The 26,518-nt window shown below is 54.6% G+C and carries 34 protein-coding genes; 9 read left to right on the top strand and 25 right to left on the bottom strand.

What is annotated here, in order from left to right:
* Positions 1 to 16: 16 nt before the first annotated feature.
* From rplW to rpsJ, 4 genes are read right to left on the bottom strand one after another with little or no spacing between them, the layout of a single operon-like run.
* Entirely contained in the window at positions 17 to 319 is a 303-nt protein-coding gene (gene rplW, locus EDF73_RS24875; protein WP_004868363.1) for a 50S ribosomal protein L23, read from the bottom strand.
* Complete coding sequence (rplD, locus tag EDF73_RS24870; RefSeq protein ID WP_000424395.1) at positions 316 to 921, bottom strand: 50S ribosomal protein L4; 606 nt, start codon at positions 919 to 921, stop codon at positions 316 to 318. The genes rplW and rplD overlap by 4 nt, the downstream gene beginning before the upstream one ends.
* Positions 922 to 931: 10 nt before the next feature.
* On the bottom strand, positions 932 to 1,561 hold the full coding sequence (gene rplC, locus EDF73_RS24865) for a 50S ribosomal protein L3 (RefSeq protein ID WP_004868374.1): 630 nt from the start codon (positions 1,559 to 1,561) through the stop codon (positions 932 to 934).
* Positions 1,562 to 1,593: 32 nt separating this feature from the next.
* Positions 1,594 to 1,905 carry a 30S ribosomal protein S10 gene (gene rpsJ / locus EDF73_RS24860; RefSeq protein WP_001181005.1) on the bottom strand — a complete coding sequence of 104 codons (312 nt, stop codon included), beginning with the start codon at positions 1,903 to 1,905 and terminating at the stop codon, positions 1,594 to 1,596.
* A gap of 383 nt (positions 1,906 to 2,288) precedes the next feature.
* On the opposite strand from rpsJ, the gene EDF73_RS24855 reads away from it, so the two are divergent.
* Positions 2,289 to 2,756, top strand: a complete 468-nt coding sequence (locus tag EDF73_RS24855; RefSeq protein ID WP_132731661.1) for an A24 family peptidase — start codon at positions 2,289 to 2,291, stop codon at positions 2,754 to 2,756.
* Here EDF73_RS24855 and bfr read toward each other — a convergent pair.
* From bfr to fkpA, 11 genes are all read right to left on the bottom strand, one after another.
* Positions 2,740 to 3,216 (bottom strand): bacterioferritin, encoded by a 477-nt coding sequence (bfr, locus tag EDF73_RS24850; protein ID WP_132731660.1) that lies wholly within the window; start codon positions 3,214 to 3,216, stop codon positions 2,740 to 2,742. The two genes, EDF73_RS24855 and bfr, sit on opposite strands and share 17 nt — an antisense overlap.
* A gap of 73 nt (positions 3,217 to 3,289) precedes the next feature.
* On the bottom strand, positions 3,290 to 3,484 hold the full coding sequence (bfd, locus tag EDF73_RS24845) for a bacterioferritin-associated ferredoxin (protein WP_132731659.1): 195 nt from the start codon (positions 3,482 to 3,484) through the stop codon (positions 3,290 to 3,292).
* Between the two features lie 180 nt (positions 3,485 to 3,664).
* Complete coding sequence (gene tuf / locus EDF73_RS24840) at positions 3,665 to 4,849, bottom strand: elongation factor Tu (protein ID WP_132731658.1); 1,185 nt, start codon at positions 4,847 to 4,849, stop codon at positions 3,665 to 3,667.
* A 70-nt stretch (positions 4,850 to 4,919) separates the two neighbouring features.
* Positions 4,920 to 7,034: an elongation factor G gene (fusA, locus tag EDF73_RS24835; protein WP_132731657.1), complete on the bottom strand. Its 2,115-nt coding sequence runs from the start codon at positions 7,032 to 7,034 to the stop codon at positions 4,920 to 4,922.
* Positions 7,035 to 7,130: 96 nt separating this feature from the next.
* Complete coding sequence (rpsG, locus tag EDF73_RS24830) at positions 7,131 to 7,601, bottom strand: 30S ribosomal protein S7 (protein ID WP_004106370.1); 471 nt, start codon at positions 7,599 to 7,601, stop codon at positions 7,131 to 7,133.
* Positions 7,602 to 7,696: 95 nt separating this feature from the next.
* Positions 7,697 to 8,071, bottom strand: a complete 375-nt coding sequence (rpsL, locus tag EDF73_RS24825; RefSeq protein ID WP_002920115.1) for a 30S ribosomal protein S12 — start codon at positions 8,069 to 8,071, stop codon at positions 7,697 to 7,699.
* Positions 8,072 to 8,195: 124 nt separating this feature from the next.
* The gene (gene tusB / locus EDF73_RS24820) at positions 8,196 to 8,483 is read right to left on the bottom strand and encodes a sulfurtransferase complex subunit TusB (RefSeq protein WP_132731656.1); all 288 of its coding nucleotides are present in this window, start codon (positions 8,481 to 8,483) and stop codon (positions 8,196 to 8,198) included.
* A 7-nt stretch (positions 8,484 to 8,490) separates the two neighbouring features.
* Entirely contained in the window at positions 8,491 to 8,850 is a 360-nt protein-coding gene (gene tusC, locus EDF73_RS24815; protein WP_132731655.1) for a sulfurtransferase complex subunit TusC, read from the bottom strand.
* On the bottom strand, positions 8,850 to 9,236 hold the full coding sequence (tusD, locus tag EDF73_RS24810) for a sulfurtransferase complex subunit TusD (protein WP_132731654.1): 387 nt from the start codon (positions 9,234 to 9,236) through the stop codon (positions 8,850 to 8,852). The genes tusC and tusD overlap by 1 nt, the downstream gene beginning before the upstream one ends.
* Complete coding sequence (locus EDF73_RS24805) at positions 9,236 to 9,958, bottom strand: transcriptional regulator (protein WP_004868391.1); 723 nt, start codon at positions 9,956 to 9,958, stop codon at positions 9,236 to 9,238. Before EDF73_RS24805 ends, tusD begins: the two co-directional genes overlap by 1 nt.
* Before the next feature lie 368 nt (positions 9,959 to 10,326).
* Complete coding sequence (fkpA, locus tag EDF73_RS24795) at positions 10,327 to 11,145, bottom strand: FKBP-type peptidyl-prolyl cis-trans isomerase (RefSeq protein WP_132731653.1); 819 nt, start codon at positions 11,143 to 11,145, stop codon at positions 10,327 to 10,329.
* Between the two features lie 221 nt (positions 11,146 to 11,366).
* On the opposite strand from fkpA, the gene EDF73_RS24790 reads away from it, so the two are divergent.
* The gene (locus tag EDF73_RS24790) at positions 11,367 to 11,585 is read left to right on the top strand and encodes a protein SlyX (protein WP_132731652.1); all 219 of its coding nucleotides are present in this window, start codon (positions 11,367 to 11,369) and stop codon (positions 11,583 to 11,585) included.
* A gap of 192 nt (positions 11,586 to 11,777) precedes the next feature.
* On the opposite strand, the gene slyD is transcribed toward EDF73_RS24790, so the two are convergent.
* The 4 genes from slyD to kefG form a co-directional block, all read right to left on the bottom strand.
* Positions 11,778 to 12,362, bottom strand: coding sequence for a peptidylprolyl isomerase (gene slyD / locus EDF73_RS24785; protein WP_132731651.1), 585 nt, complete (start codon positions 12,360 to 12,362; stop codon positions 11,778 to 11,780).
* A gap of 94 nt (positions 12,363 to 12,456) precedes the next feature.
* The gene (locus EDF73_RS24780; protein WP_013364433.1) at positions 12,457 to 12,657 is read right to left on the bottom strand and encodes a YheV family putative zinc ribbon protein; all 201 of its coding nucleotides are present in this window, start codon (positions 12,655 to 12,657) and stop codon (positions 12,457 to 12,459) included.
* A 14-nt stretch (positions 12,658 to 12,671) separates the two neighbouring features.
* Complete coding sequence (gene kefB / locus EDF73_RS24775; protein ID WP_132731650.1) at positions 12,672 to 14,477, bottom strand: glutathione-regulated potassium-efflux system protein KefB; 1,806 nt, start codon at positions 14,475 to 14,477, stop codon at positions 12,672 to 12,674.
* Positions 14,464 to 15,027, bottom strand: coding sequence for a glutathione-regulated potassium-efflux system ancillary protein KefG (gene kefG, locus EDF73_RS24770; RefSeq protein WP_132731649.1), 564 nt, complete (start codon positions 15,025 to 15,027; stop codon positions 14,464 to 14,466). The genes kefB and kefG overlap by 14 nt, the downstream gene beginning before the upstream one ends.
* Before the next feature lie 173 nt (positions 15,028 to 15,200).
* Here kefG and EDF73_RS24765 point away from each other — a divergent pair, with 173 nt between their 5' ends.
* Positions 15,201 to 17,105, top strand: coding sequence for an ABC transporter ATP-binding protein (locus EDF73_RS24765; RefSeq protein WP_132731648.1), 1,905 nt, complete (start codon positions 15,201 to 15,203; stop codon positions 17,103 to 17,105).
* A 108-nt stretch (positions 17,106 to 17,213) separates the two neighbouring features.
* Complete coding sequence (locus EDF73_RS24760; RefSeq protein ID WP_132731647.1) at positions 17,214 to 17,666, top strand: ester cyclase; 453 nt, start codon at positions 17,214 to 17,216, stop codon at positions 17,664 to 17,666.
* 23 nt (positions 17,667 to 17,689) lie between these two features.
* Here EDF73_RS24760 and EDF73_RS24755 read toward each other — a convergent pair whose 3' ends face one another.
* A complete protein-coding gene (locus tag EDF73_RS24755) occupies positions 17,690 to 17,887 on the bottom strand; it encodes a hypothetical protein (RefSeq protein ID WP_132731646.1) in 198 nt (65 codons plus the stop codon).
* Between the two features lie 164 nt (positions 17,888 to 18,051).
* Here EDF73_RS24755 and EDF73_RS24750 point away from each other — a divergent pair, with 164 nt between their 5' ends.
* The 3 genes from EDF73_RS24750 to EDF73_RS24740 are packed head-to-tail and all read left to right on the top strand — an operon-like array spanning position 18,052 to position 20,195.
* Complete coding sequence (locus EDF73_RS24750) at positions 18,052 to 19,074, top strand: hydrolase (protein ID WP_132731645.1); 1,023 nt, start codon at positions 18,052 to 18,054, stop codon at positions 19,072 to 19,074.
* Positions 19,071 to 19,289 carry a YheU family protein gene (locus EDF73_RS24745; protein ID WP_132731644.1) on the top strand — a complete coding sequence of 73 codons (219 nt, stop codon included), beginning with the start codon at positions 19,071 to 19,073 and terminating at the stop codon, positions 19,287 to 19,289. The genes EDF73_RS24750 and EDF73_RS24745 overlap by 4 nt, the downstream gene beginning before the upstream one ends.
* A 36-nt stretch (positions 19,290 to 19,325) precedes the next feature.
* The gene (locus EDF73_RS24740; protein WP_132731643.1) at positions 19,326 to 20,195 is read left to right on the top strand and encodes a phosphoribulokinase; all 870 of its coding nucleotides are present in this window, start codon (positions 19,326 to 19,328) and stop codon (positions 20,193 to 20,195) included.
* Positions 20,196 to 20,296: 101 nt separating this feature from the next.
* On the opposite strand, the gene EDF73_RS24735 is transcribed toward EDF73_RS24740, so the two are convergent.
* Complete coding sequence (locus EDF73_RS24735; protein WP_132731642.1) at positions 20,297 to 20,701, bottom strand: OsmC family protein; 405 nt, start codon at positions 20,699 to 20,701, stop codon at positions 20,297 to 20,299.
* Positions 20,702 to 21,006: 305 nt separating this feature from the next.
* On the opposite strand from EDF73_RS24735, the gene crp reads away from it, so the two are divergent.
* Both crp and EDF73_RS24725 read left to right on the top strand, forming a co-directional pair.
* Positions 21,007 to 21,639 carry a cAMP-activated global transcriptional regulator CRP gene (crp, locus tag EDF73_RS24730; RefSeq protein ID WP_000242758.1) on the top strand — a complete coding sequence of 211 codons (633 nt, stop codon included), beginning with the start codon at positions 21,007 to 21,009 and terminating at the stop codon, positions 21,637 to 21,639.
* 52 nt (positions 21,640 to 21,691) lie between these two features.
* Positions 21,692 to 23,770 (top strand): YccS/YhfK family putative transporter, encoded by a 2,079-nt coding sequence (locus EDF73_RS24725; RefSeq protein WP_132731641.1) that lies wholly within the window; start codon positions 21,692 to 21,694, stop codon positions 23,768 to 23,770.
* Here the strand turns inward: EDF73_RS24725 and EDF73_RS24720 are convergent.
* The 4 genes from EDF73_RS24720 to EDF73_RS24705 form a co-directional block, all read right to left on the bottom strand.
* Positions 23,760 to 24,980, bottom strand: a complete 1,221-nt coding sequence (locus EDF73_RS24720) for an aspartate aminotransferase family protein (RefSeq protein WP_132731640.1) — start codon at positions 24,978 to 24,980, stop codon at positions 23,760 to 23,762. The two genes, EDF73_RS24725 and EDF73_RS24720, sit on opposite strands and share 11 nt — an antisense overlap.
* A gap of 89 nt (positions 24,981 to 25,069) precedes the next feature.
* On the bottom strand, positions 25,070 to 25,633 hold the full coding sequence (gene pabA, locus EDF73_RS24715; RefSeq protein WP_132731639.1) for an aminodeoxychorismate synthase component 2: 564 nt from the start codon (positions 25,631 to 25,633) through the stop codon (positions 25,070 to 25,072).
* 32 nt (positions 25,634 to 25,665) lie between these two features.
* Positions 25,666 to 26,268: a putative adenosine monophosphate-protein transferase Fic gene (locus EDF73_RS24710; RefSeq protein WP_132731638.1), complete on the bottom strand. Its 603-nt coding sequence runs from the start codon at positions 26,266 to 26,268 to the stop codon at positions 25,666 to 25,668.
* Positions 26,258 to 26,425, bottom strand: coding sequence for a YhfG family protein (locus tag EDF73_RS24705; RefSeq protein ID WP_132731637.1), 168 nt, complete (start codon positions 26,423 to 26,425; stop codon positions 26,258 to 26,260). Before EDF73_RS24705 ends, EDF73_RS24710 begins: the two co-directional genes overlap by 11 nt.
* Positions 26,426 to 26,518: the final 93 nt, after the last annotated feature.

Below are 26,518 nucleotides of genomic sequence, written 5' to 3'. Positions count from 1 at the left end.
GTATTACTCCTCCGACTTACTCAGCGCCGCCAACGAAGTCCAGATTCTGGCCTTCTTTCAGGGTGACGTAAGCTTTTTTCCAGTCGCTACGACGACCGATACGCTGTCCGTGACGTTTAACTTTCCCTTTAACGACCAGGGTGTTAACGACTTCGACTTCGACTTCAAACAGTTTCTGCACAGCAGCTTTGATTTCTGCTTTGGTCGCGTCTTTAGCAACTTTGAGAACGATGGTGTTTGTTTTTTCCATCGCAGCAGACGCTTTTTCAGAAACGTGCGGTGCGCGCAGCACCTTCAGCAGACGTTCTTCACGAATCATGCCAGCATCTCCTCAACTTGCTTAACAGCATCAGCAGTCATTACGACTTTGTCGAAGGCGATCAGGCTAACCGGGTCGATACCAGTTGCATCGCGTACGTCAACCTTGTGCAGGTTGCGCGCAGCCAGGAACAGGTTTTCGTCCAGCTCACCGGTGATGATCAGCACATCTTCCAGAGCCATGTCTTTCAGTTTCTGTGCCAGCAGCTTAGTTTTAGGCGCTTCAACAGAGAACTTCTCGACAACGATCAGACGATCCTGACGTACCAGTTCGGACAGAATGCTTTTCAGCGCGCCGCGGTACATCTTTTTGTTAACTTTTTGACTGTGGTCCTGCGGACGCGCAGCGAAGGTTACGCCACCAGAACGCCAGATCGGGCTCTTGATAGAACCTGAACGCGCACGGCCGGTACCTTTCTGGCGCCACGGCTTTTTGCCTGAACCAGTTACTTCAGCACGAGTCTTCTGAGCACGAGTACCCTGACGAGCACCAGCTGCATAAGCAACAACAACCTGGTGTACCAGCGCTTCGTTGAAATCACGACCGAAGGTAGTTTCGGAAACAGTCAGCGCGCTCTGCGCGTCTTTCAATACTAATTCCATTGCTATCTCCTCACGCCTTCACAGCTGGTTTAACGATCAGGTCGCTACCGGTTGCACCCGGGACAGCACCTTTAACCAGCAGCAGGTTGCGCTCAGCGTCAACACGTACTACGTCCAGGCTCTGAACGGTGACACGCTCATTACCCAGCTGACCTGCCATTTTCTTGCCTTTGAACACTTTGCCCGGAGTCTGGTTCTGACCGATAGAACCCGGAACGCGGTGAGACAAGGAGTTACCGTGAGTCGCGTCCTGGGTACGGAAGTTCCAGCGCTTAACGGTACCAGCAAAACCTTTACCTTTAGAGGTACCGGTTACGTCAACTTTTTTAACGTCAGCAAACAGTTCAACGCTAATGCTCTGACCTACGGTGAATTCTTCGCCGTCAGCAAGACGGAATTCCCACAGACCACGGCCAGCTTCTACGCCAGCTTTAGCGAAGTGACCAGCTTCCGGCTTGGTTACACGGTTAGCTTTTTTAGCACCGGTGGTAACCTGAATTGCGCGGTAACCATCGTTAGCCAGGTCTTTGACCTGAGCAACACGGTTTGCTTCAACTTCGATTACGGTTACTGGGATAGATACGCCATCTTCAGTGAAGATGCGGGTCATGCCCACTTTTTTACCGACTAAACCAATCATTGTTTCAACCTCTCAATCGCTCGATGACCTGATTAACCCAGGCTGATCTGCACGTCTACACCGGCAGCCAGATCCAGACGCATCAGAGCATCAACGGTTTTCTCAGTTGGCTCAACGATGTCAACCAGACGCTTGTGAGTGCGGATTTCGTACTGATCGCGCGCATCTTTGTTGACGTGCGGAGAAATCAGAACGGTAAAGCGCTCTTTGCGGGTCGGCAGCGGGATCGGACCACGGACCTGCGCACCAGTGCGCTTGGCAGTCTCGACGATTTCCGCGGTTGATTGATCGATCAGACGATGATCAAACGCTTTAAGACGGATACGGATTCTTTGGTTCTGCATGAGACCAGAGCTCCAATTATTTATAGACGAAATGGTTACTCCTCATACCCATTACGATTGATGGGAGAGTGTAACCGTTCTTACATAGTTCCCCAATTGGGAACATTGTTTGATAGCCAAAAGCACTACCAGGGTTCATATCGAACCGGCCTGCCAATTTTGGCAGGCCCGCGCATTATACGCAAATTCAGACCCGAAGCAAGTGCTGCGTAGAAAATCGGCAATCATTTTTGCGTACGCCGGCGAGCGGGGACTGTCGCTGATGGAAAACAGGTAAACACCGTGGATGGTCTCTCGCAATAGTGGGCTCTGCTCTTTGCCGCCGCCCCCCTTTCTCCATCACACTCTGCACATGCGACCTCACGCCAGGAGCCCCCACAGATATGACTCTCCCCTTCTTACTCTTCTACAGCGGATTATCATTGGCGCTCTGCTGGTGCGATCTGCGCGACGGGGTACTTCCCGACCGCCTGACCTGTCCCCTGCTCTGGGGCGGGCTGCTTTATTATCTTTGTCTCGACCCGGCGCACCTCGAGCTTGCCGCCTGGGGCGCTATTGGCGGCTATCTGGCTTTTGCATGCCTCTACTGGCTCTACCGTGGGATCCGCGGCTATGAAGGGTTAGGCTATGGTGATGTGAAATTACTGGCGGCGCTCGGCGCATGGCATGGCTGGCGGGTACTGCCGCAGCTGGTGCTGATGGCCACGCTTCTGGCCGGCGGGGTAATAGTGTTGAGGGTTATTTTCGCCAGGACCCGCAGGTCATTGAGCAACCCGCTGCCGTTTGGCCCTTTTTTGGCTGCAGCGGGTTTTTGGTGTGAGTGGCAAACGCTGGTCAGTCAGCCACTTTGATCTGCGACTGAAGATAGTTTTGCAGCCCAATTTTACCAATCAGCTCCAGTTCGGTCTCCAGCCAGTCAATATGGCCTTCCTCGTCAGTGAGGATTTCAATGAGCATATCACGGCTGACATAGTCGTGGACGCTGTCGGCGTAAGCGATAGCTTCGCGCAGATCTTTTGCGCCTTCCAGTTCCAGTCTCAGATCCGATTGCAACATCTCTTCGACATCTTCACCGATGCCCAGTCTTCCGAGATCCTGCAGGTTGGGGATGCCTTCAAGAAATAAAATGCGCTCGATGTATTTATCGGCGTGTTTCATTTCATCGATGGACTCATGATATTCAACATCGTTGAGGCGCATCAGGCCCCAGTTTTTGAACATTCTGGCATGAAGAAAGTACTGATTTATCGCGACAAGCTCATTTCCCAATAATTTATTGAGATAACTTATGATTTTGACATCACCTTTCATTATATAGTCCCTCCGCTTCCACTTATTGAAGCGTAGTTCGGGCTATATAGATGTCAAAGAAAAGCCTGAGCGCTTAGGCGATCTCCTGGTATTCCGGCATGCGGGTTAATTCATCTTCCATAATCTCGCGGGCGACACGGACGCACTTACCGCATTGATTTCCAACAGGAATGAACTTTCGCAATTGCTGAAAAGATTGAGGATGAAATTGACGTACGGCCTGACGAATTTTTTTATCGTTTACACCATTACACAAACAAACGTACATACCGACTCCCGTTCAATTTATGCTCAAAAGTGTAAATGAGAATAGTTATGATTACAATAGTCGGTTTATTAAATATTCGTAGCTGAGCACTTTTATAGTATTAACGCAGTGCTGATCAATACCAAATTGCAGGCAGCAAAAAGGGCGCCTGAGCGCCCTTTTTAATTCAGAACTAACGGATTAGCTCAGAACTTTAGCAACAACGCCCGCGCCAACGGTACGGCCGCCTTCACGGATTGCGAAACGCAGACCATCGTCCATCGCGATCGGGTGAATCAGGGTAACAACCATTTTGATGTTGTCGCCCGGCATGACCATCTCTACGCCTTCCGGCAGTTCGATGGTGCCAGTCACGTCAGTTGTACGGAAGTAGAACTGCGGACGGTAGCCTTTGAAGAACGGAGTATGACGGCCGCCTTCGTCTTTGGACAGGATATAAACTTCAGATTCGAATTTGGTGTGCGGCTTGATGGAACCCGGCTTAGCCAGTACCTGACCACGTTCGATTTCTTCACGTTTGATACCACGCAGCAGAACACCAACGTTCTCACCCGCACGGCCTTCGTCCAGCAGTTTGCGGAACATTTCAACGCCGGTACAGGTAGACTTAGCAGTCTCTTTGATACCAACGATTTCAACTTCTTCACCCACTTTGATGATACCGCGCTCTACACGACCGGTAACAACGGTACCACGACCGGAGATGGAGAATACGTCTTCGATCGGCAGCAGGAACGGCTTGTCAATCGCACGCTCTGGTTCCGGGATGTAGGAATCCAGGAAGCCAGCCAGTTCAACGATTTTCGCTTCCCACTCTGCGTCGCCTTCCAGCGCTTTCAGAGCGGAACCACGGATGATCGGAGTGTCGTCGCCCGGGAAATCGTACTGAGACAGCAGTTCACGAACTTCCATCTCAACCAGTTCCAGCAGCTCTTCGTCATCAACCATGTCGCATTTGTTCAGGAACACGATGATGTACGGAACGCCTACCTGACGACCCAGCAGGATGTGCTCACGGGTCTGCGGCATCGGGCCGTCAGTCGCAGCAACAACCAGGATCGCGCCATCCATCTGAGCAGCACCGGTGATCATGTTTTTAACATAGTCGGCGTGGCCCGGGCAGTCTACGTGTGCGTAGTGGCGAGTCGGGGTGTCATATTCAACGTGGGAAGTGTTGATGGTGATACCACGAGCTTTTTCTTCCGGCGCGTTATCGATCTGGTCGAATGCGCGAGCAGAACCACCGTAGGTTTTAGCCAGAACGGTAGTGATTGCAGCGGTCAGAGTAGTTTTACCATGGTCAACGTGGCCGATAGTACCGACGTTGACGTGCGGTTTTGTACGTTCAAATTTTTCTTTAGACACGGCTATATTCCTTACTATAGCGCTCTCCCCATCAGGAGAGAGCACGGGATTTTGGTTTTAACCCTACGGCTTATTTACCACGGGCTTCAATTACGGCCTGAGCAACGTTGTTCGGCGCGTCATCATACTTCAGGAACTCCATGGAGTAAGAAGCACGACCTTTGGTCAGAGAACGCAGCTGAGTTGCATATCCGAACATTTCAGACAGCGGAACTTCAGCGTGAATCACAACGCCAGTCACGTTGGATTCTTGACCACGCAGCATACCACGACGACGGCTAAGGTCACCGATGACGTCACCAGTGTTCTCTTCCGGAGTTTCTACTTCAACCTTCATGATCGGCTCAAGCAGAACTGGTTTCGCTTTCTTAAAGCCATCTTTGAAGGCAATAGAAGCGGCCAGTTTAAACGCCAGTTCAGAGGAGTCAACGTCGTGGTAAGAACCGAAGTGCAGACGCACACCGAGGTCAACTACCGGGTAACCCGCCAGCGGACCAGCTTTCAGCTGTTCCTGGATACCTTTATCAACGGCCGGGATGTATTCGCCAGGAATTACACCACCTTTGATGTCGTTGATGAACTCGTAACCTTTCGGATTTGAGCCCGGCTCCAGTGGGTACATGTCGATCACAACGTGACCATACTGACCGCGACCACCAGACTGCTTGGCGTGTTTACCTTCGATATCGGTAACTTTCGCGCGAATCGCTTCGCGGTAAGCAACCTGAGGTTTACCGACGTTCGCTTCAACGTTGAATTCACGCTTCATACGGTCAACGATGATGTCGAGGTGCAGCTCACCCATACCGGCGATAATAGTCTGGTTAGATTCTTCGTCAGTCCATACGCGGAAAGACGGGTCTTCTTTAGCCAGACGGCCCAGAGCCAGACCCATTTTTTCCTGGTCAGCTTTGGTTTTCGGTTCAACGGCGATGGAGATTACCGGCTCAGGGAATTCCATACGCTCCAGAATGATCGGCGCATCTGGGTTACACAGGGTATCACCAGTAGTGACGTCTTTCAGACCGATAGCTGCAGCGATGTCGCCCGCGCGAACTTCTTTGATCTCTTCACGTTTGTTAGCGTGCATCTGAACGATACGACCGAAACGCTCACGTGCAGATTTCACGGAGTTCAGGATGGTATCACCAGAGTTAACCACACCGGAGTACACACGGAAGAAGGTCAGGTTACCCACGAACGGGTCGGTAGCAATTTTAAATGCCAGAGCAGCAAACGGCTCTTCATCGCTAGCGTGACGTTCGGCCGGCGTGTCTTTACCGTCGTCCAGAATACCGTTGATCGCAGGAACATCAACCGGGGATGGCAGGTAATCAATTACCGCATCCAGCATCGCCTGCACACCTTTGTTCTTGAACGCAGAACCACAGGTTACCAGGATGATTTCATTGTTCAGAACGCGCTGACGCAGAGCTTTCTTGATCTCTTCTTCAGTCAGTTCTTCACCACCCAGGTATTTCTCCATCAGCTCTTCAGAAGCTTCTGCAGCGGACTCGATCAGGTTCTGGTGCCATTCTTCAGCCAGTTCCTGCATGTCTGCCGGGATATCTTCATAAGTGAAGGTGACGCCTGCGTCTTCTTCGTTCCAGTTGATGGCTTTCATTTTCACCAGGTCAACAACACCGGTGAAACCTTCTTCAGCACCAATTGCCAGCTGCAGCGGAACCGGGTTCGCGCCCAGACGGGTTTTGATCTGACCAACAACTTTCAGGAAGTTCGCACCCATGCGGTCCATTTTGTTAACGAACGCAATGCGCGGAACTTTATATTTGTTTGCCTGACGCCATACGGTTTCAGACTGCGGCTGAACACCACCAACTGCGCAGTAAACCATTACTGCACCATCAAGAACACGCATGGAACGTTCTACTTCGATAGTGAAGTCAACGTGCCCCGGGGTGTCGATGATGTTAACGCGATGCGGTTCATACTGCTTAGCCATACCAGACCAGAATGCAGTAGTCGCTGCGGAGGTGATGGTAATACCACGCTCCTGCTCCTGCTCCATCCAGTCCATGGTTGCTGCGCCGTCATGAACTTCACCGATTTTGTGGTTTACACCGGTGTAGAACAGAATACGTTCGGTAGTAGTGGTTTTACCGGCGTCGATGTGCGCACTGATACCGATGTTACGGTAGCGTGCGATGGGTGTTGTACGAGCCATTTGATTCCTCGTTTGTTTCTTTAGGCGTTCAGTTAAGTTATCCAGCACGGGCGACTTACCTGAAGCGCCCGCCTGGTGACTATGACTCCGAAGGGATTACCAACGGTAGTGTGCGAACGCCTTGTTGGCTTCTGCCATGCGGTGAACGTCTTCACGTTTCTTAACTGCAGTACCTTTGTTGTCTGCAGCATCAGAAAGTTCGTTCGCCAGACGCAGAGCCATGGATTTATCACCACGTTTACGAGCAGCTTCTACGATCCAACGCATTGCCAGGGCATTACGACGAACCGGACGGACTTCAACTGGAACCTGGTAAGTAGAACCACCTACGCGGCGGGACTTAACTTCGACGGTCGGACGAACGTTGTCCAGAGCGACTTCGAAAGCTTCCAGTTCATTTTTACCAGAGCGCTGAGCCAGGGTCTCCAGCGCGCTGTATACGATTGCTTCTGCAGTAGATTTTTTACCATCTACCATCAGGATATTGACGAATTTTGCCAGCAGTTCTGATCCGAACTTAGGATCTGGAAGGATTTTACGCTGACCAATGACGCGACGACGTGGCATGGAAATACTCCGTTGTTAATTCAGGATTGTCCAAAACTCAAAGAGTTTAGTTTGACATTAATTTAAAACGTTTGGCCTTACTTAACGGAGAACCATTAAGCCTTAGGACGCTTCACGCCATACTTGGAGCGAGCTTGCTTACGGTCTTTAACGCCGGAGCAGTCAAGCGCACCACGAACGGTGTGGTAACGAACACCCGGAAGGTCTTTTACACGACCGCCACGGATCAGGATCACGGAGTGTTCCTGCAGGTTGTGACCTTCACCACCGATGTAGGAGGTGACTTCGAAACCGTTAGTCAGACGAACACGGCAAACTTTACGCAGTGCGGAGTTCGGTTTTTTAGGAGTGGTAGTATATACGCGAGTACATACGCCACGTTTCTGCGGGCAGGCTTCCAGTGCAGGCACGTTGCTCTTTGCAACTTTGCGTGCGCGTGGTTTGCGTACCAGCTGGTTAATTGTTGCCATTAAATAGCTCCTGGTTTTAGCTTTTGCTTCGTAAACACGTAATAAATCGCCTCATGTAATATGAGGACGCAGAATTTTAGGGCGGTGCCGAAAAGGTGTCAAGAAATATACAACGATCCCGCCATTACCAGGACAACTGACCTGGATGTTTGACCGATAGTCTGACGAAATCAGTATAGCCAACCCTGACGACACTGTCCGCAATTTGACCAGCCAGCCCGCGGGCATTGATATCGTCCTGCAGAGCATGAATGGTTATGGGGGCAGACTGCAGGATTTCAAGGAACTGTCCACCGGCGATAGCCGCGATGACGCCATCGGAAAGCAGCAGAAGATCGTCACCATCCTTGACCAGGCGCAGCATTGCGCGCAGATCGGTATGCCACGGGGAAGTGCTGAGAGTGTGGAGCATTCAGGCCTCAGAAACGCAAGATCACATTGAAATCATCGAGTCGGGCGCGCAGCGCTTCGGGTTCCAGCCACGCGGCATCAACCACCAGTGCGGCGGAAGGGCTCAGGCCGCGTTCACGGGCCGAAGCGGCGCACATCCAGCACTGTTCAATATCATACAGCGGCAGAAGCTTAAAGGTGGCGATATAGTCGCGCGCAAGCACCGTCGATGGTTGCTGCCCCGCCAGAATCTGGAATACCCCATCGCCGACAAAGAAAACGCCGAGCTCATCGGTCAGGGCTGAGGTTGCCAGCAGCGCATCCAGACCTTCCCTACCCGCGGCGCTCCCGTGAGGGGCGGAAGTAAAAACAAAGGCTACGCGTTTCATCAGAACTGCACCATCCGATCGCAGGTTAACGAGGCTTCAGCCAGCGCGCCCAGGCCGCTCAGCGTGAATCCAGGTTGCAGGTTATGACCCGCTAAGCCCAGTTGCCTGGCTTCCCGCTCATCGGTCACCCCGCGGCGCAACGCTGCCGCCACGCAGATGTGCAACGCAACCGCATGCTCGTCATGCAGCCGCTGCCAGGCGCGTACCAGGTCGAACTCATCGCTGGCTGGCGCCGTCAGCTGGTTGGCGTTGTAGACGCCTTCGCGATAGAAGAACACGCAGCTTAACTCGTGCCCCTCCTGGACAACCGCCTGGGCAAACTGCCAGGCGCTGCTGGCCTGCTGCGTACCGTAGGCCGGCCCCGTCACCGTGATGGCAAAACGCATTACTTATCGAGCCCCTGGAAATCGCCGCTCTTGAACTGGCGGATATAGAGGTACACCGTGTGTTTAGAGATATTCAGCCGATCGGCGACCTGGTTGATGGCGTCTTTGATATCAAAGATCCCTTTCTCGTAGAGGTTCAGCACAATCTGACGATTTTTAGCATTATTGGACACGTTGCGATCGGCATTCACTTCTTCAATCGTGAATTCCAGCGTTTGTGCGACCAGGTCGTCGACAGACGAGGCAAAGTTGACCTGAGAGTTCACCTCCGGCGTTTCCGGCGGAATAAAGGTGCTCATTATCTGGGAGAACGGGACATCAAGATTCATGTTGATGCACAGCAGGCCGATCACCCGATGTTCGCGGTTGCGAATCGCGATCGTCACAGACTTCATCAGGACGCCGCTTTTGGCGCGCGTAAAGTAGCATTTGGACACGCTGCTATCGGCGCCCGTCATATCATGCAGCATACGCAGTGCGAGATCGGTGATAGGCGAGCCGATTTGACGACCGGTATGTTCACCGTTGGCGATGCGGATAGCGGAGCATTTCAGATCCTGTAAAGAATGCAACACGATCTCACAATGGGAACCAATGAGCATCGCTAACCCGTCCACCACCGCTTCATAGGATTTTAGGATATCGAAGTCGGTCTGGTCGAAAGGACGTTGATCCAGCAGGTCAAGCTCACTGGTTTCGTTGGTTAAAAGCGACCTGGACATGAAAAAAAGCACTCCTTTTCAGGAGCCTGTCATTTTTTACACCAAACCGTTCAAGGTGCGTTGAGGCGGCAAGTCTGAGACAAATTCGTCAATAACGAATTTGACCAGCCGGCGGCTGGTTGCGGTAAGAGACAAGGTTATCTCTTATCCATTCCCAGGGCTGATTCCAGTGGGTTGCCGGAATAAGCGGATGCAGCCAACGTAGGGGCAGCTTGAAGGATGAAGTGTAGCTTGTCAGGGCAGGCTCATCATCATTATTAAGATTAAGCTATCTAAAGTAATACAGCGCTTGAGGCACTTTCCAGTTTTAATTATATCTGCCCCAAATAAAAAAGCCGCCGCCTGTAAGGGCGGCGGCTTAAACCAGATTACTTCTTAGCGTCTGCGCCTTGTGCTTCAGCGGCGGCTTCCGGCTTGGCATCGGCTTTCGGTGCCGGTTTGATATCCAGCAGTTCTACGTCGAAGACCAGCGTGGAGTTAGCCGGAATACCCGGTACGCCGGTTTTGCCGTAAGCCAGATCCGGCGGAATCACCAGCTGGATTTTCCCGCCTTTCTTGATATTTTTCAGGCCTTCGGTCCAGCCTGGGATCACGCCATCCAGACGGAAGGAGAGCGGCTCGCCACGGGTGTAGGAGTTGTCGAACTCTTTACCGTCAATCAGCGTACCTTTGTAGTTCACGACCACCGTATCGCTGTCTTTCGGCGCATCACCGGTACCTTCTTTCTCAACTTTGTACAGCAGGCCGGATTTAGACGTTTTCACGCCCTTCTGTTTCGCGAAGGTGTCGCGATAGGCTTTGCCTTTAGCATCGTTCTCAGAAGCGTCTTTTTCCATTTTCTGCTGGGCAGCGGTTTTTACGCGAGTCTCGAAGGTTTGCAGAGTCTGTTCGATCTCCTGGTCGGACAGCTTGCTCTTATTAGCAAAAGCGTCCTGTACGCCCGCGATCAGCTGATCTTTATCCAGCTTGATGCCCAGTTTTTCTTGTTCAGTCAGGGAGTTTTCCATGTAACGTCCCAGGGATGCACCTAGCGCATAAGCGGATTTTTGATCGTCATTTTTAAATGCCGCTTTGCTATCCGTTGCAGGGGCCGTCTTCGCAGCAGTATCAGCCGCAAAGGTCAGCGGTGCATTCAGGGCGACAGCCATCGTGGTCGCCAGCAGCGTTACTTTAAACAGTGATTTCATCCATTTCTCCAGGGCCGGGGCATCTCACCCCAGGTTATCTTAAAAAGCAAAAAACGTACTATAGAACGTTGCAGGACAAATCTACATACGGACCTTCCTGAATATCGCCACTTTTCAGACTATTTTTGTATAAATTAGTTTCCTGTCTTACGTTACCTTACTGCACGGATGGTGAAAGTTCAGTAGAATCCGCCCGCGAGATAAGACAGAAGAGGTTACTCATGCACAACAGTACACTGGAGAGTCGCCTGGCGGAGCTGGAAAGCCGGCTGGCGTTTCAGGAAATCACCATTGAAGACCTCAACAAGACCGTCACCGCCCATGAGATCGAAATGGCGAAGATGCGGGAACATATGCGACTGATGGTTGAAAAATTGAAAGCCACCCAATCATCGCACATCGCATCACAGGCTGAAGAAACACCCCCTCCGCATTATTGAGATTGAGGCGTAAAAAAAGCGGGTTTCCCCGCTTTTTTATATCCGGCAGCGCTACCTCTACCGGATTGCATACCCTAAAAATTTCGAGTCACAGGCAGGCGGCAGCTTAACAATCCCCGCAAGCATAGCGAACTATGTCACCGGCGGCTGAAAGCAAAGCCTACGCGCCTGCGGCTTGAAAGACGACGGGTATTAGTGGCAGCCGCAGCCGCCGTTACCACAACCGCCTTTACCATGTTCGTGACCGTGGTCGTGATCATGGCCGTGACCGCCGCAGCAACCATCATGATCGTGGTCATGATCGTGGCCGTGGGCACCGTGGACGTGGCCGTGCTCCAGCTCTTCCGCCGTCGCTTCGCGAATTGCGACCACTTCAACGTTGAACTTCAGGTTCTGGCCAGCCAGCATGTGGTTACCGTCAACCACCACGTGGTCGTCATCAACTTCGGTGATTTCAACCGGAACCGGACCCTGGTCGGTTTCCGCCAGGAAACGCATACCGACCTGCAGTTCATCAACGCCCATGAAGACGTCTTTAGGAACACGCTGAACCAGGTTTTCGTCGTACTGGCCGTACGCATCGTTAGCGCCGACTTCGACGTCAAATTTGTCGCCCACTTCATGACCATCCAGCGCGTTTTCCAGGCCGGAAATCAGGGAGCCGTGACCATGCAGGTAGTCCAGCGGCGCGCTTACCGGAGACTCATCAACCAACACACCGTCTTCTGTACGTACCTGATAGGCCAGGCTGACCACCAGGTCTTTTGCTACTTTCATGATATCTCCTGAGCATGGGAAGAATAGTGGCGCAGATTGTAGCGGAATTCTGCAGCCGTGTACCCTCTAGCTTAAAAAAAGGCGGCCGATAACGCTAGTCCGGATGAAAAATGCCAATCACCTGCTCATCTTTGCGTACGTGCTCGCGCGCCTCTTTATCCGCCTCGCGCATCTGGTGGCCACACTTAACACACTCAACAATATCGACATTATTCTCACGCCACATCGCCAGTGAATCCTGCGCCTGGCACGCCGGACACTTTGCGCCGGCAATAAAACGTTTACGCACTGCCATAATCATTTGACCCTTTATTCAAACTCATCCCAGCCGTCAAGCTGCCTGCTCTCTTTCTGCATCTCGCGCTGGAAAATCTCTTCCAGCTCCCGGCGAGCTTCCCGGACGCGTGATACCTGCAGAGTATCAGTATTGACCGGCATTAACTCACGAAGCATTCGCATATCCAGCCGACGAAAGTGCAGCTGCGCACGCTGCGCCTGGTGTGGATGCATACCTACGCTAATCAACGCCTTACGCCCCAGCTCTAACGCACTGGAAAACGTTTCACGTGAGAATTGCACGACGCCGGCCTGCAGCAGCTCATGGGCCTCAACGCGACCACGCGCGCGCGCCAGGATATTCAGATGCGGGAAATGCTGCTGGCACATCTCCACCAGCTTCATGGTATCTTCCGGCTCGTTACAGGTGATAACGATCGACTGCGCATCTTCCGCTCCCGCCGAGCGCAGCAGCTCCAGCTGCGTCGCGTCGCCAAAATAGACTTTATAGCCATACTTGCGCATCAGGTTAACCGCACTGATATCGCGCTCCAGCACGGTAATACGCATTTTATTGGCCATCAACAAACGGCCGATTACCTGCCCGAAGCGGCCAAACCCGACAATAATGACCTGCGGTTTATCGTCTTCGACCCACGGGACCTCATCTTCCTCCTCCGACGGGTTAAAGCGCCGGGAGAGGACGTTATCGATGAGTGTCATCAGCAACGGCGTGGTCATCATCGACAGCGTAACCGTCACCAGCAACAACGCCATCTGATCGTTTTCAAAGAGCCGCAGCGAGGCGGGCATCGAGAATAGCACAAAGGCGAATTCGCCCCCCTGGCTCAACACTCCGGCAAACTGCATCCGTTCCGAGCTCCGCAGACCATATACCCGCGCCAGGACATACAGCACCAGGCTTTTTACCGCCACCAGCGCGGCGACGCTAGCCGCCACCCAAAGTAAATGGGTGTACAGCACGCCCAGATTCAACGCCATCCCGACGGAGATAAAGAATAACCCGAGCAACAGCCCTTTAAACGGCTCAATGGCGATCTCCAGCTCGTGGCGATATTCACTCTCAGCCAACAGGACGCCGGCGATAAAGGTGCCCAGCGCCATCGACAGGCCGAGCGCATCCATAAACAGAGCCGAACCCAGCACCAGCAGCAGCGTCGCGGCGGTAAATACCTCGCGAACGCCGGAAGCGGCGATAAAACGGAACACCGGTCGGAGCAGGTAACGGCCGCCAACCAGCATGCCTGCGAAGGCCAGCACCTTCATCCCAATCTTAACCCAATCAAAATGGTCGTCGCCGGAACCGGCTAACAGCGGTACCAGAGCCAGGGCAGGAATTACGGCAAGATCCTGAAACAGCAGCACCGAAAACCCCAGTTGCCCGGATTCGCTACGGCTCATTCCTTTCTCGCGCATCAGCTGCAGCGCCATCGCCGTTGACGACATCGCCAGGCCAATACCGCCAACCACCGCCGCTTGCCAGGTAAAACCGGTGAGGATCAGCAGGCCGCCGAGGATCCCCGCGCTTAATACCACCTGCGCCGCCCCGACGCCAAAGATAGAACTTCTCAGGCGCCAGAGTTTCGCCGGGTTGAGCTCAAGCCCGATGATAAACATCAGAAACACGACGCCCAGTTCGGAGAAATGCAAAATCTCATCGACATCGCTGATAAATCCCAGCCCCCACGGGCCAATCGCAATACCGGCCAGCAGATAGCCTAACACCGCGCCGATGCCGAGCCTGGCGGCCAGCGGCACCGCAACCACGGCAGAAAACAGAAATAGCACTCCAGCTAACAGCAGATCAGCTCCCGCCATTATTCCCTCCTGCCGCGATGGGGTTAGCCAGCCAGTCACGATAAGCACGCGCATGGCTTTTCAGGTCGTCAGGCGATTGCCGACGGGCCCAGTAGACAATAATCGGGCTCATCCAGTGCATCCGGCACATGCCGGCGGTCAGTTCAAAAGGACGCAGAATATCGTTCATTGGATAACGGTTGGCGTCACGTCGGTAGGCGCTCTCCGGCTCCCCGGTAGTAATCACGCTGCGCCAGTACTTTCCCGCGAGCTGATTCCCTCCGGCGCCGCTGGCAAAGCCGCGGGTCAGGACTCTGTCCAGCCACTCTTTCAGCAGCGCCGGACAGCTCCACGTATAGAGCGGATGCTGAAAAACGATCACCTCATGCTGACGCAGGAGATCCTGCTCATGGGCAATATCGATAAAAAAATCTGGGTAGTGCGCATAAAGGTCGTGCACGGTGACGTTTGGCAACTGTAATGCCGGTTCAAGTAAAACCCGGTTGGCCACGGAATCCTGAGATTCTGGGTGGGCATACAGCAGCAAAACCTTCGCTGTCTGAGACATCATTCCCCTCCCGAATGTCTTCTGGTGGCCTGTATAACGGCTGCGTCCCGACGCAACCAGAATGACTTTGTGTATCGTCTTCGTTTTGGGCTACCATTGCGGCCCGGTGGAGCAACTTGCTGCCACATTACATTATCATAATGACAAACTAACATAGTCAGAACATACGGCGCCTTATGATTGTTTTCTCCTCGTTACAAATTCGTCGCGGCGTACGGGTCCTTCTGGACAACGCCACCGCCACCATCAACCCTGGACAGAAGGTCGGTCTGGTGGGTAAAAACGGCTGCGGTAAATCCACGCTGCTATCGCTTTTGAAAAACGAGATTAGCGCCGACGGCGGCAGTATGACCTTTCCGGGCACCTGGCAACTGGCGTGGGTGAATCAGGAAACCCCGGCCCTGGCGCAGCCGGCCATTGAGTATGTCATCGACGGCGATCGCGAATACCGCCAGTTCGAGGCCGATTTACATCAGGCCAATGAGCGTAATGATGGCCATGCCATCGCGACGGTGCACGGTAAGCTGGATGCCATCGATGCCTGGACCATCCGCGCGCGCGCGGCCAGCCTGCTGTACGGACTCGGCTTCAGCAATGAACAGCTCGAACGCCCGGTCAGCGACTTTTCCGGCGGCTGGCGTATGCGCCTGAACCTTGCGCAGGCGCTGATTTGCCGCTCCGATCTGCTGCTGCTTGATGAACCAACCAACCACCTCGATCTCGACGCGGTCATCTGGCTGGAAAAATGGCTTAAAGGCTATACCGGCACGTTGATTCTGATCTCGCACGATCGCGACTTCCTCGATCCGATCGTTGATAAAATTATTCATATCGAACAGCAAACGATGTTCGAATACACCGGCAACTACAGCTCGTTTGAAGTGCAGCGCGCCACCCGCCTGTCACAGCAGCAGTCAATGTATGAAAGCCAGCAGCTGCGCGTCGCCCATCTGCAAAGCTACATTGACCGTTTTCGCGCCAAAGCCACCAAGGCCAAGCAGGCGCAAAGCCGTATTAAGATGCTGGAGCGCATGGAGCTTATCGCCCCGGCGCACGTTGATAACCCGTTCCACTTTAGCTTCCGCGCTCCGGAGAGCCTGCCCAACCCGCTGCTGAAAATGGAAAAGGTCAGCGCCGGTTATGGTGAGCGTATCATTCTGGATTCCATCAAGCTGAATCTGGTCCCCGGTTCGCGGATCGGGTTGTTAGGCCGCAACGGTGCCGGTAAATCAACGCTGATCAAGCTGCTGGCCGGTGAACTCCAGCCGCTGCACGGTGAGATTGGCCTGGCGAAAGGCATCAAGCTTGGCTACTTTGCCCAGCATCAGCTGGAGTTCCTGCGGGCGGACGAATCGCCATTGCAGCATCTGGCGCGGCTGGCGCCGCAGGAGCTGGAGCAGAAGCTACGCGACTACCTCGGCGGTTTTGGCTTCCAGAGTGACAAGGTCAACGAAGAGACGCAGCGCTTCTCCGGCGGTGAAAAAGCGCGTCTGGTGCTGGCGTTAATCGTCTGGCAGCGCCCTAACCTCCTGCTGCTGGATGAACCGACCAACCACCTCGACCTCGATATGCGCCAGGCTTTAACCGAAGCGCTGATTGATTTCGAAGGCGCGCTGGTGGTGGTCTCGCACGATCGCCATCTGATACGTTCCACCACCGACGATCTCTACCTCGTACACGACGGTAAAGTCGAACAGTTCGATGGCGACCTCGAGGACTATCAGCAGTGGCTCAGCGATTCGCAAAAGCAGGAAAGCCCGTCGTCAGAAGCCGTAAAAGATAACGGCAACAGCGCTCAGGCCCGTAAAGACCAGAAGCGCCGGGAAGCCGAACTGCGGACCCTCACCCAGCCGCTACGCAAAGAGATTGCCCGCCTCGAAAAAGAGATGGATAAGCTTAACGCCCGGCTCGCCGAGGCAGAAGAGAAGTTAGGCGACAGCGGCCTGTATGACGCCTCCCGCAAAGCGGAGCTGACCGCCTGTCTGCAGCAGCAGGCCAGCGCGAAATCCGGGCTGGAAGAGTGCGAAATGGCCTGGCTGGATGCCCAGGAGCAGCTGGAACAGATGCTGATGGAAGGCTGAGGCGGCCTATGCTAAGACAAGAGTTTAAACGCAACGGCGCGGTTTATGGCAGCGCGCCGTTATTGGCCCCTGCCAACGACCGCCACTCATCTGCGAAGAGGAATTGCCATGGTTAAAAAAACGCTTATCTCCCTCTCACTCCTTTGCGCCCTGAGCCATACCGCCTTTGCCGCCTACACCGGGAGTGAATTAAAGAATAAAGAAAATGTCATCGCTTTTTATAATAAGGCGCTGAACGATAAAGACTTTGATGCCGCTAAAACCTACCTCGGCAAGGAGTATATCCAGCACAACCCCGGTGCGCAGAACGGACCCGAAGGCTTTCGCCAGTTTATCGCCTTTCTGAAAGATAAGTTCCCGAACTCCCATAGCGAAATTAAGCGGGTGATTGTCGACGGCGACTATGTGGTTCTGCACGTTGCCTCCACCGGTCGCGAGCCAGGAGTGACCCGCGCGATAATCGATATTTTCCGCCTCGATGCGCAAAACAAGATCGTTGAGCACTGGGACGTTATCCAGACCGTTCCGGAAAAAACGGCCAGCGGTAACAGCATGTTTTAAGCCCATCGCGCAGCCATCTTTCGTCAGATGGCTGTTTCTCCGGCGCGGTTCTCCGCCATAGCCTGCAGGGCGTTATCGCCCTGATAAACGCAATACAGGCGTGGCAACTGGCGGCTAATCAACGTGGTCACCTGATGAAAACGCGGTGGCATTTTTTGCAAACTGCAGGAGATCGCTTTCGACAGTACAGGTTTGATCTCTCCCGGCAGAGCGACCCGCAACCTGTAGACTCCCGGCGGCGTTAATTACTGACAGCGCGCACGCCAGTCATCACCCGGCTCAATTTCGTGTAACCTATAGCGCTGGCGACAAGACCACATATCGTCTAACCTGCGCACTTCATGCGCGGTATAATGTTCTCAAGTTTCTTAATTGCTCTGGTGCTATGGTTGAAATCACCCCTACAGAAATGACTCCCCCCGCCGATGATTCGCGCGAGTTTCACCCGATGCGCGGCGTGGGCAATCGTCATCTGCAAACCATGCTGCCACGCCTGATCCGCCGTAAGCTAGGCTTCACGCCGCACTGGCAGCGTCTCGAGCTGCCGGACGGTGATTTTGTCGATCTGGCGTGGAGCGAAAACCCCGTTCAGGCGCAGCACAAACCGCGGCTGGTCGTGTTTCATGGTCTGGAAGGCAGCTTGCATAGCCCGTATGCCCACGGCCTTATTCATGCGGCGATGCAGCGCGGCTGGCTCGGCGTGGTCATGCATTTTCGCGGCTGTAGCGGCGAACCTAACCGTAACAACCGCATCTATCATTCAGGCGAAACCGAGGATGGCACCTGGTTCCTGCACTGGCTGCGCCGCGAGTTCGGCGTCGTCCCTACCGCCGCGGTCGGTTATTCGCTGGGGGGGAATATGCTGGGCTGCCTGCTGGCCAAAGAAGGGGATAACGTTCCGCTCGATGCGGCGGTGATCGTATCGGCCCCCTTCATGCTGGAAGCCTGCAGCTACCATATGGATAAGGGCTTCTCCCGGGTCTATCAGCGCTACCTGCTTAACCTGCTAAAGGCCAACGCCGCGCGTAAGCTAAAGGCTTATCCTGGCTCACTGCCGGTTGATTTACGTCAGCTTAAAGGCATGCGCCGTATCCGTGAGTTTGACGATATGATTACCGCCAAAATTCACGGTTTTGCGGATGCGCTGGACTACTACCGCCAGTGCAGTGCGATGCCGCGCTTAAGCGATATCACCAGGCCGACGCTGATCATTCACGCCAAGGACGATCCTTTTATGGATCACCACTCCATCCCGCCGCAGGAACGGCTGCCGGCTAATGTGGAATATCAGCTGACGGAGCAAGGCGGCCACGTCGGGTTTGTCGGCGGCACGCTACGCAAGCCGGAAATGTGGCTGGAAAAACGGATTCCGGACTGGTTAACCCGTTGGTTAGGAGCACAAAAATGATTATTCCCTGGCACGATCTGGATCCCGAAACGCTGGATAACCTGATCGAAAGCTTTGTGTTGCGCGAAGGCACCGATTATGGTGAACATGAACGCTCGCTGGCGGATAAAGTCGCCGACGTCAAACAACAATTGAGAAGCGGAGAAGCCGTGCTGGTGTGGTCAGAACTGCACGAGACGGTCAACATCATGCCCCGCAAGCAGTTTCACGGCTAAGGCGGCGCCACACCATCGTTTAATCTGGGAGTTGTTATGTCTGCCAAACATCCGGTGATTGCCGTCACAGGCTCCAGCGGCGCGGGAACCACGACCACCAGCCTCGCCTTTCGTAAAATCTTCGCGCAGCTGAACCTGCGCGCCGCCGAAGTAGAAGGCGATAGCTTTCATCGCTATACCCGCCCGGAAATGGACATGGCGATCCGCAAAGCGCGCGATCAGGGAAAGCACATCAGCTATTTCGGTCCGGAAGCGAACGACTTCAGCCTGCTCGAAAATACCTTTCTCGAATACGGGCGCAACGGCACCGGCCAGTCGCGGAAATATCTGCATACCTATGATGAAGCGGTGCCGTGGAATCAGGTGCCAGGTACGTTTACGCCATGGCAGCCGCTACCGGAACCTACCGATATCCTGTTTTATGAGGGCCTGCACGGTGGCGTGGTAACGCCGCAGCACAACGTGGCACAGCATGTCGACCTGCTGGTCGGCGTAGTGCCGATCGTCAATCTGGAGTGGATTCAGAAGCTGATCCGCGATACCAGCGAACGCGGCCATTCCCGTGAAGCGGTGATGGACTCCGTGGTGCGTTCGATGGAAGACTATATCAACTTCATCACCCCGCAGTTCTCGCGTACCCATATCAACTTCCAGCGCGTCCCCACCGTCGATACTTCCAACCCGTTTGCGGCGAAAGGCATCCCGTCGCTGGATGAAAGCTTTGTGGTGATTCATTTCCGCAATCTGCAGGATATCGATTTCCCGTGGCTGTTAGCGATGCTGCAGGGGTCGTTTATCTCGCATATCAATACGCTGGTGGTGCCGGGCGGAAAGATGGGGCTGGCAATGGAGCTCATCATGGCGCCGCTGGTCGAACGGCTGATGGAAGGGAAGAAAATCAGTTAACCACGTTAAAAAACCCCGGGCGCCTGGCGCTAAGCGGGGTTTTCGTCCTTCACTCACGGCTCCCGGATAAGGCGTTTGCGCCGCTCTCCGGGAAAGGCTGCTTAGCCTTCCACCACTTCATAGGTGTGGGTGATATTCACCGCTTTTTGCAGCATCAGCGCCACCGAGCAGTATTTCTCCGCCGACAGGTCCACCGCACGAGCGACGGCCGCCTCTTTCAGCTCATTTCCGGTGACGATAAAATGCATGTTGATATGGGTAAACAGGCGCGGCGCCTCTTCCCGGCGTTCAGACGTCAGCTTCACTTCACAGTTGCTCACATTGTGACGCCCTTTCTGCAAAATCGACACCACATCGATCGCGCTGCATCCGCCCGCCGCCATCAGCACCATCTCCATCGGGCTTGGCGCTTTATCCCCGGAGTTACCGTCCATCAGAACCTGGTGGCCTGACGCGGACTCTCCGATGAAGGTTAACCCTTCAACCCATTTCACACGAGCTTGCATAAAATTTAACTCCAAGGTTGCAATTTTCCTGACAGATTACGCGCACATAACAATTCTCGCAACGGAAGGCGACCTGCGTCATGCTGAAGCGAGACACCAGGAGACATGCGGCGAAAGCTATGCTAAAACAGTCGGGATGCTACAGTATTACATTGATGTACTGCATGTATGCAGAGGAGTTCACATTACAGGCTGAAGAAAACTCACCAGCCGTTTCCCAGGCATAGGGAAACAATACGATTGCATGCCCGGATGCCGTGTAGTGTCGGCACCCGGAGATAGCTTATAACAGAGGATAACCGCGCATGGTGCTTGGCAAACCGCAAACAGACCCTACCCTCGAATGGTTCTTGTCTCATTGCCATATTCATAAGTACCCATCTAAAAGCACGCTGATCCACCAGGGTGAAAAAGCAGAAACGTTGTACTACATCGTCAAAGGCTCTGTGGCTGTGCTCATCAAGGATGAAGAGGGTAAAGAGATGATCCTCTCTTACCTCAACCAGGGCGATTTCATCGGTGAATTAGGCTTGTTTGAAGAAGGCCAGGAGCGTAGCGCCTGGGTACGTGCGAAAACCGCATGTGAAGTGGCCGAAATCTCCTACAAAAAATTCCGTCAGCTGATCCAGGTAAACCCGGATATTCTGATGCGTCTGTCATCGCAGATGGCTCGTCGTCTGCAGGTAACCTCAGAAAAAGTGGGTAACCTCGCCTTCCTCGACGTTACCGGCCGTATCGCTCAGACGCTGCTGAACCTGGCGAAACAACCGGACGCCATGACCCACCCGGACGGGATGCAAATTAAAATTACCCGTCAGGAAATCGGTCAGATCGTGGGCTGTTCCCGTGAAACCGTTGGCCGTATTCTGAAGATGCTGGAAGATCAGAATCTGATCTCTGCGCACGGTAAAACCATCGTCGTTTACGGTACCCGTTAAGTCGATAAAACGGCGTGTTGTACCCACAATACGCCGTTTTTGTTTCCCCTCGATGTGGCGCAGGCTGATTTACCACCCGGAAGTCAACTATGCACTGCGGCAAACGCTGGTGCTGTGCTTGCCTGTCGCAATCGGACTCCTGCTCGGTCATTTACAACAGGGTCTGCTGTTCTCGCTGGTGCCTGCCTGTTGCAACGTCGCCGGTCTGGACACGCCGCATAAGCGCTTTTTTAAACGCCTGATCGTCGGCGGCTCCCTGTTTGCCGGCTGTAGTCTGGTCGTCCAGCTGCTGCTGCAGCAGGATATCCCGTTACCGTTAATTCTCAGCGGCCTGGCGCTACTCCTTGGCGTCACGGCAGAAATCAGCTCCCTGCACGCCAGACTCTTGCCCGCCTCGCTGATTGCCGCGATCTTCACTCTGAGCCTTGCCGGGAATATGCCTGTCTGGGAGCCGCTGCTGATCTATGCTCTCGGCACGTTGTGGTACGGCCTGTTTAACTGGTTTTGGTTCTGGCTTTGGCGCGAACAGCCGCTACGTGAATCGCTAAGCCTGCTCTATCGCGAGCTGGCCAACTACTGCGAAGCCAAATACAGCCTGTTGACTCAGCATATCGATCCGGCCACCTCGCTGCCGCCGCTGCTCATCCGCCAGCAGAAGGTCGTGGACCTGATCACCCAGTGCTATCAGCAGATGCATATGCTGGCGGCAAATCAACACAATGACCACAAACGCCTGCTGCGGGCGTTTCAGGTGGCGCTGGATCTTCAGGAACATATCTCCGTCAGCCTGCATCAGCCCGAAGAAGTACAAAAGCTGGTGGAACGCAGCCATGCGGAAGCGGTGATTCGCTGGAATGCGCAAACCGTTGCCGCCCGCCTGCGGGTACTGGCGGATGACATCCTTTATCATCGTTATCCGCAGCGCTTTAATATGGACAAGCAAATCGGCGCGCTGGAGAAAATCGCCTCGCAGCATCCCGATAACCCGGTCGGGCAGTTCTGCGCCTGGCACTTTAGCCGTATTGCCCGGGTGCTAAGAACCCAGCGCCCGCTGTATGCCCGTAATCTGATGGCCGATAAAGAACGCCGTCTGCCGTTACTGCCGGCGCTGAGGAACTACCTCTCGTTGAAATCGCCGGCGCTGCGCAACGCCGCGCGCATCTGCGTCATGCTCACCGCCGCCAGCCTGATGGGTAGCGCCCTGAACCTGCCCAAACCCTACTGGATTCTGATGACGGTGCTTTTCGTCACCCAAAACGGCTACGGCGCGACGCGGGTGCGTATTGTTCATCGGGCGGCGGGTACCCTCGCCGGGCTGGCGATTGCCGGCCTGACGCTGCACTTTCACGTTCCGGAAGGCTATACGCTGACCGCGATGCTGATCGTCACGCTGCTGAGCTATCTGATTATTCGTAAGCATTATGGCTGGGCGATGGTGGGCTTTACCGTCACCGCGGTGTATACCCTGCAGCTGCTGACGCTAAACGGTGAACAGTTTATTGTCGCCAGACTTATCGATACCCTCATCGGCTGTCTTATCGCCTTTGGCGGAATGGTGTGGCTGTGGCCGCAGTGGCAAAGCGGGCTGTTGCGTAAAAATGCCCATGACGCGCTGGAGGCCGATCAGGATGCCATCAGGCTTATCCTGAGCGACGACCACCAGGCACCGGCACTGGCCTATCAGCGCATGCGCGTCAATCAGGCGCATAACTCGCTGTATAATTCGTTGAACCAGGCGATGCAGGAACCGGGTTTTAACGCGCAATACCTCGACGACATGAAACTGTGGGTCACCCACAGTCAGTTTATTGTCGAGCATATCAACGCGATGACCACCCTCGCCCGCGAGCACAACATGCTGACCCCGGAGCTGGCCCGGCGTTATCTGGAATCCTGTGAGATTGCGCTCCAGCGCTGTCAACAGCGGCTGGACTCTGACGGTCCCGGCAGCGCGGGCGATGTCAATATTATGGAGTCGCAGAATGCGGAAGTGCCCCATGGCCCGTTAAGCACCATGGAGCAGCATCTGCAGCGGATCCTCGATCATCTGAACACTATGCACACCATCTCCTCGGTGGCATGGCGTCAGCGTCCGCATCATGGCATCTGGCTACGCGCGGTTAAGCGCTAAGTACCCGCTGTACCGCCTGAGCGAAACGGGCCATCCCTTCGGCAATATCGTTTTCGTCAATCACCAGTGAAGGAACAAAGCGCATCACGTCAGGCCCGGCGTTTAATACCATCACCCCGGCATCCGCCGCCGCATAGAGGAAATCGCGGGCCCGGCCTTGATGCTGCGGCTTAAGCTCGGCGCCAATCAACAGCCCCATCCCGCGGATGTCGCTGAACAGATCAAACTGCGCGTCAATCTGCTGCAGGTGCTGCACAAACAGCGCGTGCTTCGCGTTGACGCCTTCCAGCACCTCAGGGGTATTGATCAGATCGAACGCCGCCCCGGCCACGGCGCAGGCCAGCGGGTTACCGCCGTAGGTCGAACCGTGGGAGCCGGCATGGAACGCGCTGGCGATGTCGTTTGTCGTCAGGACGGCGCTAATCGGGAAACCGCCGCCCAGCGCTTTGGCGCTGGTGAGGATATCCGGCGTCACGCCGTAATGCATATACGCGAACAGCGAACCGGTACGCCCCATGCCGCACTGCACTTCATCAAACACCAGCAGCGCCTGGTGCTCATCGCACAGCTCGCGCAGCCCCTTAAGGAACTCCGGCGTCGCGGCCATCACCCCGCCTTCCCCCTGAATTGGCTCAACCACTACCGCACAGGTATGGTCGTCCATCACCGCTTTCACCGCATGCAGATCGTTAAACGGCACGTGGACGATATCCGCCGGTTTCGGGCCGAAGCCATCGGAATATTTGGGCTGCCCGCCCACGGAGACCGTAAACAGCGACCGGCCGTGGAAGGCGTTATGGAAGGCGATGATTTTGGTCTTATACGGACTGTGGCGGGTAATGGTGTAATGGCGCGCCAGCTTGAATGCGGTTTCGTTGGCTTCGGTGCCGGAGTTCATAAACACCACGCGTTCGGCAAAGGTGGCATCGACCAGCTTGCGCCCGAGGCGCAACGCCGGTTCGTTGGTAAAAACGTTGCTGGTGTGCCACAGGGTTTCGCCCTGCTCATGCAGCGCCGCGACCAGAGCCGGATGACAATGACCTAATGCCGTCACCGCAATCCCGCCCGCGAAATCAACGTACTCTTTGCCCTGCTGATCCCATACGCGGCTACCTTTACCTTTTACCGGGATGAATTCTGCAGGTGCATAAATCGGCAGAATAACTTCATCGAATGTGGCGCGGGTAATTACCGGTTGCTCAGTTGCCATGTCATGCCATCCTTCTTCGTTATGCAGTCATTATTGTGATAATCTACTCACAAAATATGCATAAAAAATCAATCAATGGCAACTACAAATCACCGGTTGAGGAAGTTTGCCAGCAGCTGATGCCCCTGCTCGCTAAGAATGCTCTCCGGGTGGAACTGTACCCCTTCGAGATCCCACTCACGGTGGCGGATCGCCATAATCTCACCGCTGTCGCTGCGGGCCGTGACCTCAAAGCAATCCGGGAGCGTCGCCGGGTCAATCAACAGCGAGTGGTAGCGGGTAACGGTCAGCGGATTATTCAGCCCCTGGAATACCCCTTGCCCGTTGTGGTGAATGGGCGAGGTCTTGCCGTGCATCACTTTGGCTGCCCGCACGATCGTGGCGCCAAAGACCTGGGCGATGGCCTGGTGACCAAGGCACACCCCCAGCAGCGGAATCTGGCCGGCATAGTGTGCAATCACCGCCAGGGAGATACCTGACTCATCCGGGGTGCACGGACCTGGCGAGATCACGATTTTCTCCGGCGCCAGCGCCGCTATCTCCTCGAGCGTCAGCTCATCATTACGCCTGACCAGCACCTCGGCACCCAGTTCGCAGAAGTACTGGTACAAATTCCAGGTGAAAGAGTCATAGTTGTCGATAAGCAGGATCATGGTGGCTCCGGAAAAAACAAAACCGGGCTATTCTACTCAGATTCGCACGCTTCGCTTACCACTTTGCTAAAGATCCGTTCGAGAGGTTGTGGATCGCCCATCGCCCCCAGCTGATTAGCCTGGCTCCAGGCGTCGGGATCGATATCGCGCCAGTCGAGTACAAAGCCGGCGTGCAGGGCCAGCTGTTCAAAGAAAATCCGCTGCGCCAGGCCGCTCCCCAGGCGGAACGGATGCAGGACATTGATTTCGCCGTAGTACCAGCTCAGACGCTCAACGAACCCATCGCGAGTAAGCCCGCTGAGGTAATTCTCCTCTTCAAGCGCGCGCATCAGCGCATTGCCCTCTTTTTCTATCCACGCAAAATGGCAAAAAGGGGTGTCGCCCCGGTAAATATCGACTTCTCTGAAGCGCCCCGCCCAGTCAAAAATATCCTGATAAAGCTGATGATGGATGAAACAGAGATAGGGCAACCCGCGCACGCGCGGCCCCAGCGCCAGCGTTGCCGCCCGCAGGGAGGTGAATTCCCACGCCGCCTCCTCCAGACGCTGGGCCTGACGAATGCCAAGGCGGTTGCGCATCACGTTAAGAGCGGGATAAAGATAAGGGTCGCGATCGTCGCCGTATTTATTGCTCATAGCGCCTCCTCAGCTCAGCAAGATGCGCCAACGCCAGCTCGGCGCTCAGCGTTACCAGCGGGATCGCCACGCCCTCCAGGCGACGGCTGGCCTGAAAATTCACATTGCGGGTCTGTTCCCAGAGTTGGGATTTTTGCTTATCGGTGAGTGAACGCATGGTCGCCTCCCTTATCGTCCCCCGTTTGCCACAAGTATAAGCAGCAATTTCAGGTTACGCAGAGCGGCCAGCAGCGCGGGCGATGTCGCCCGC

This window comes from Klebsiella sp. BIGb0138 (genome assembly GCF_004342285.1).
Taxonomy (GTDB): domain Bacteria; phylum Pseudomonadota; class Gammaproteobacteria; order Enterobacterales; family Enterobacteriaceae; genus Klebsiella.
The sequence above is the reverse complement of the archived record's forward strand: the minus strand, read 5'-3'. Positions and strand labels throughout refer to the sequence as shown.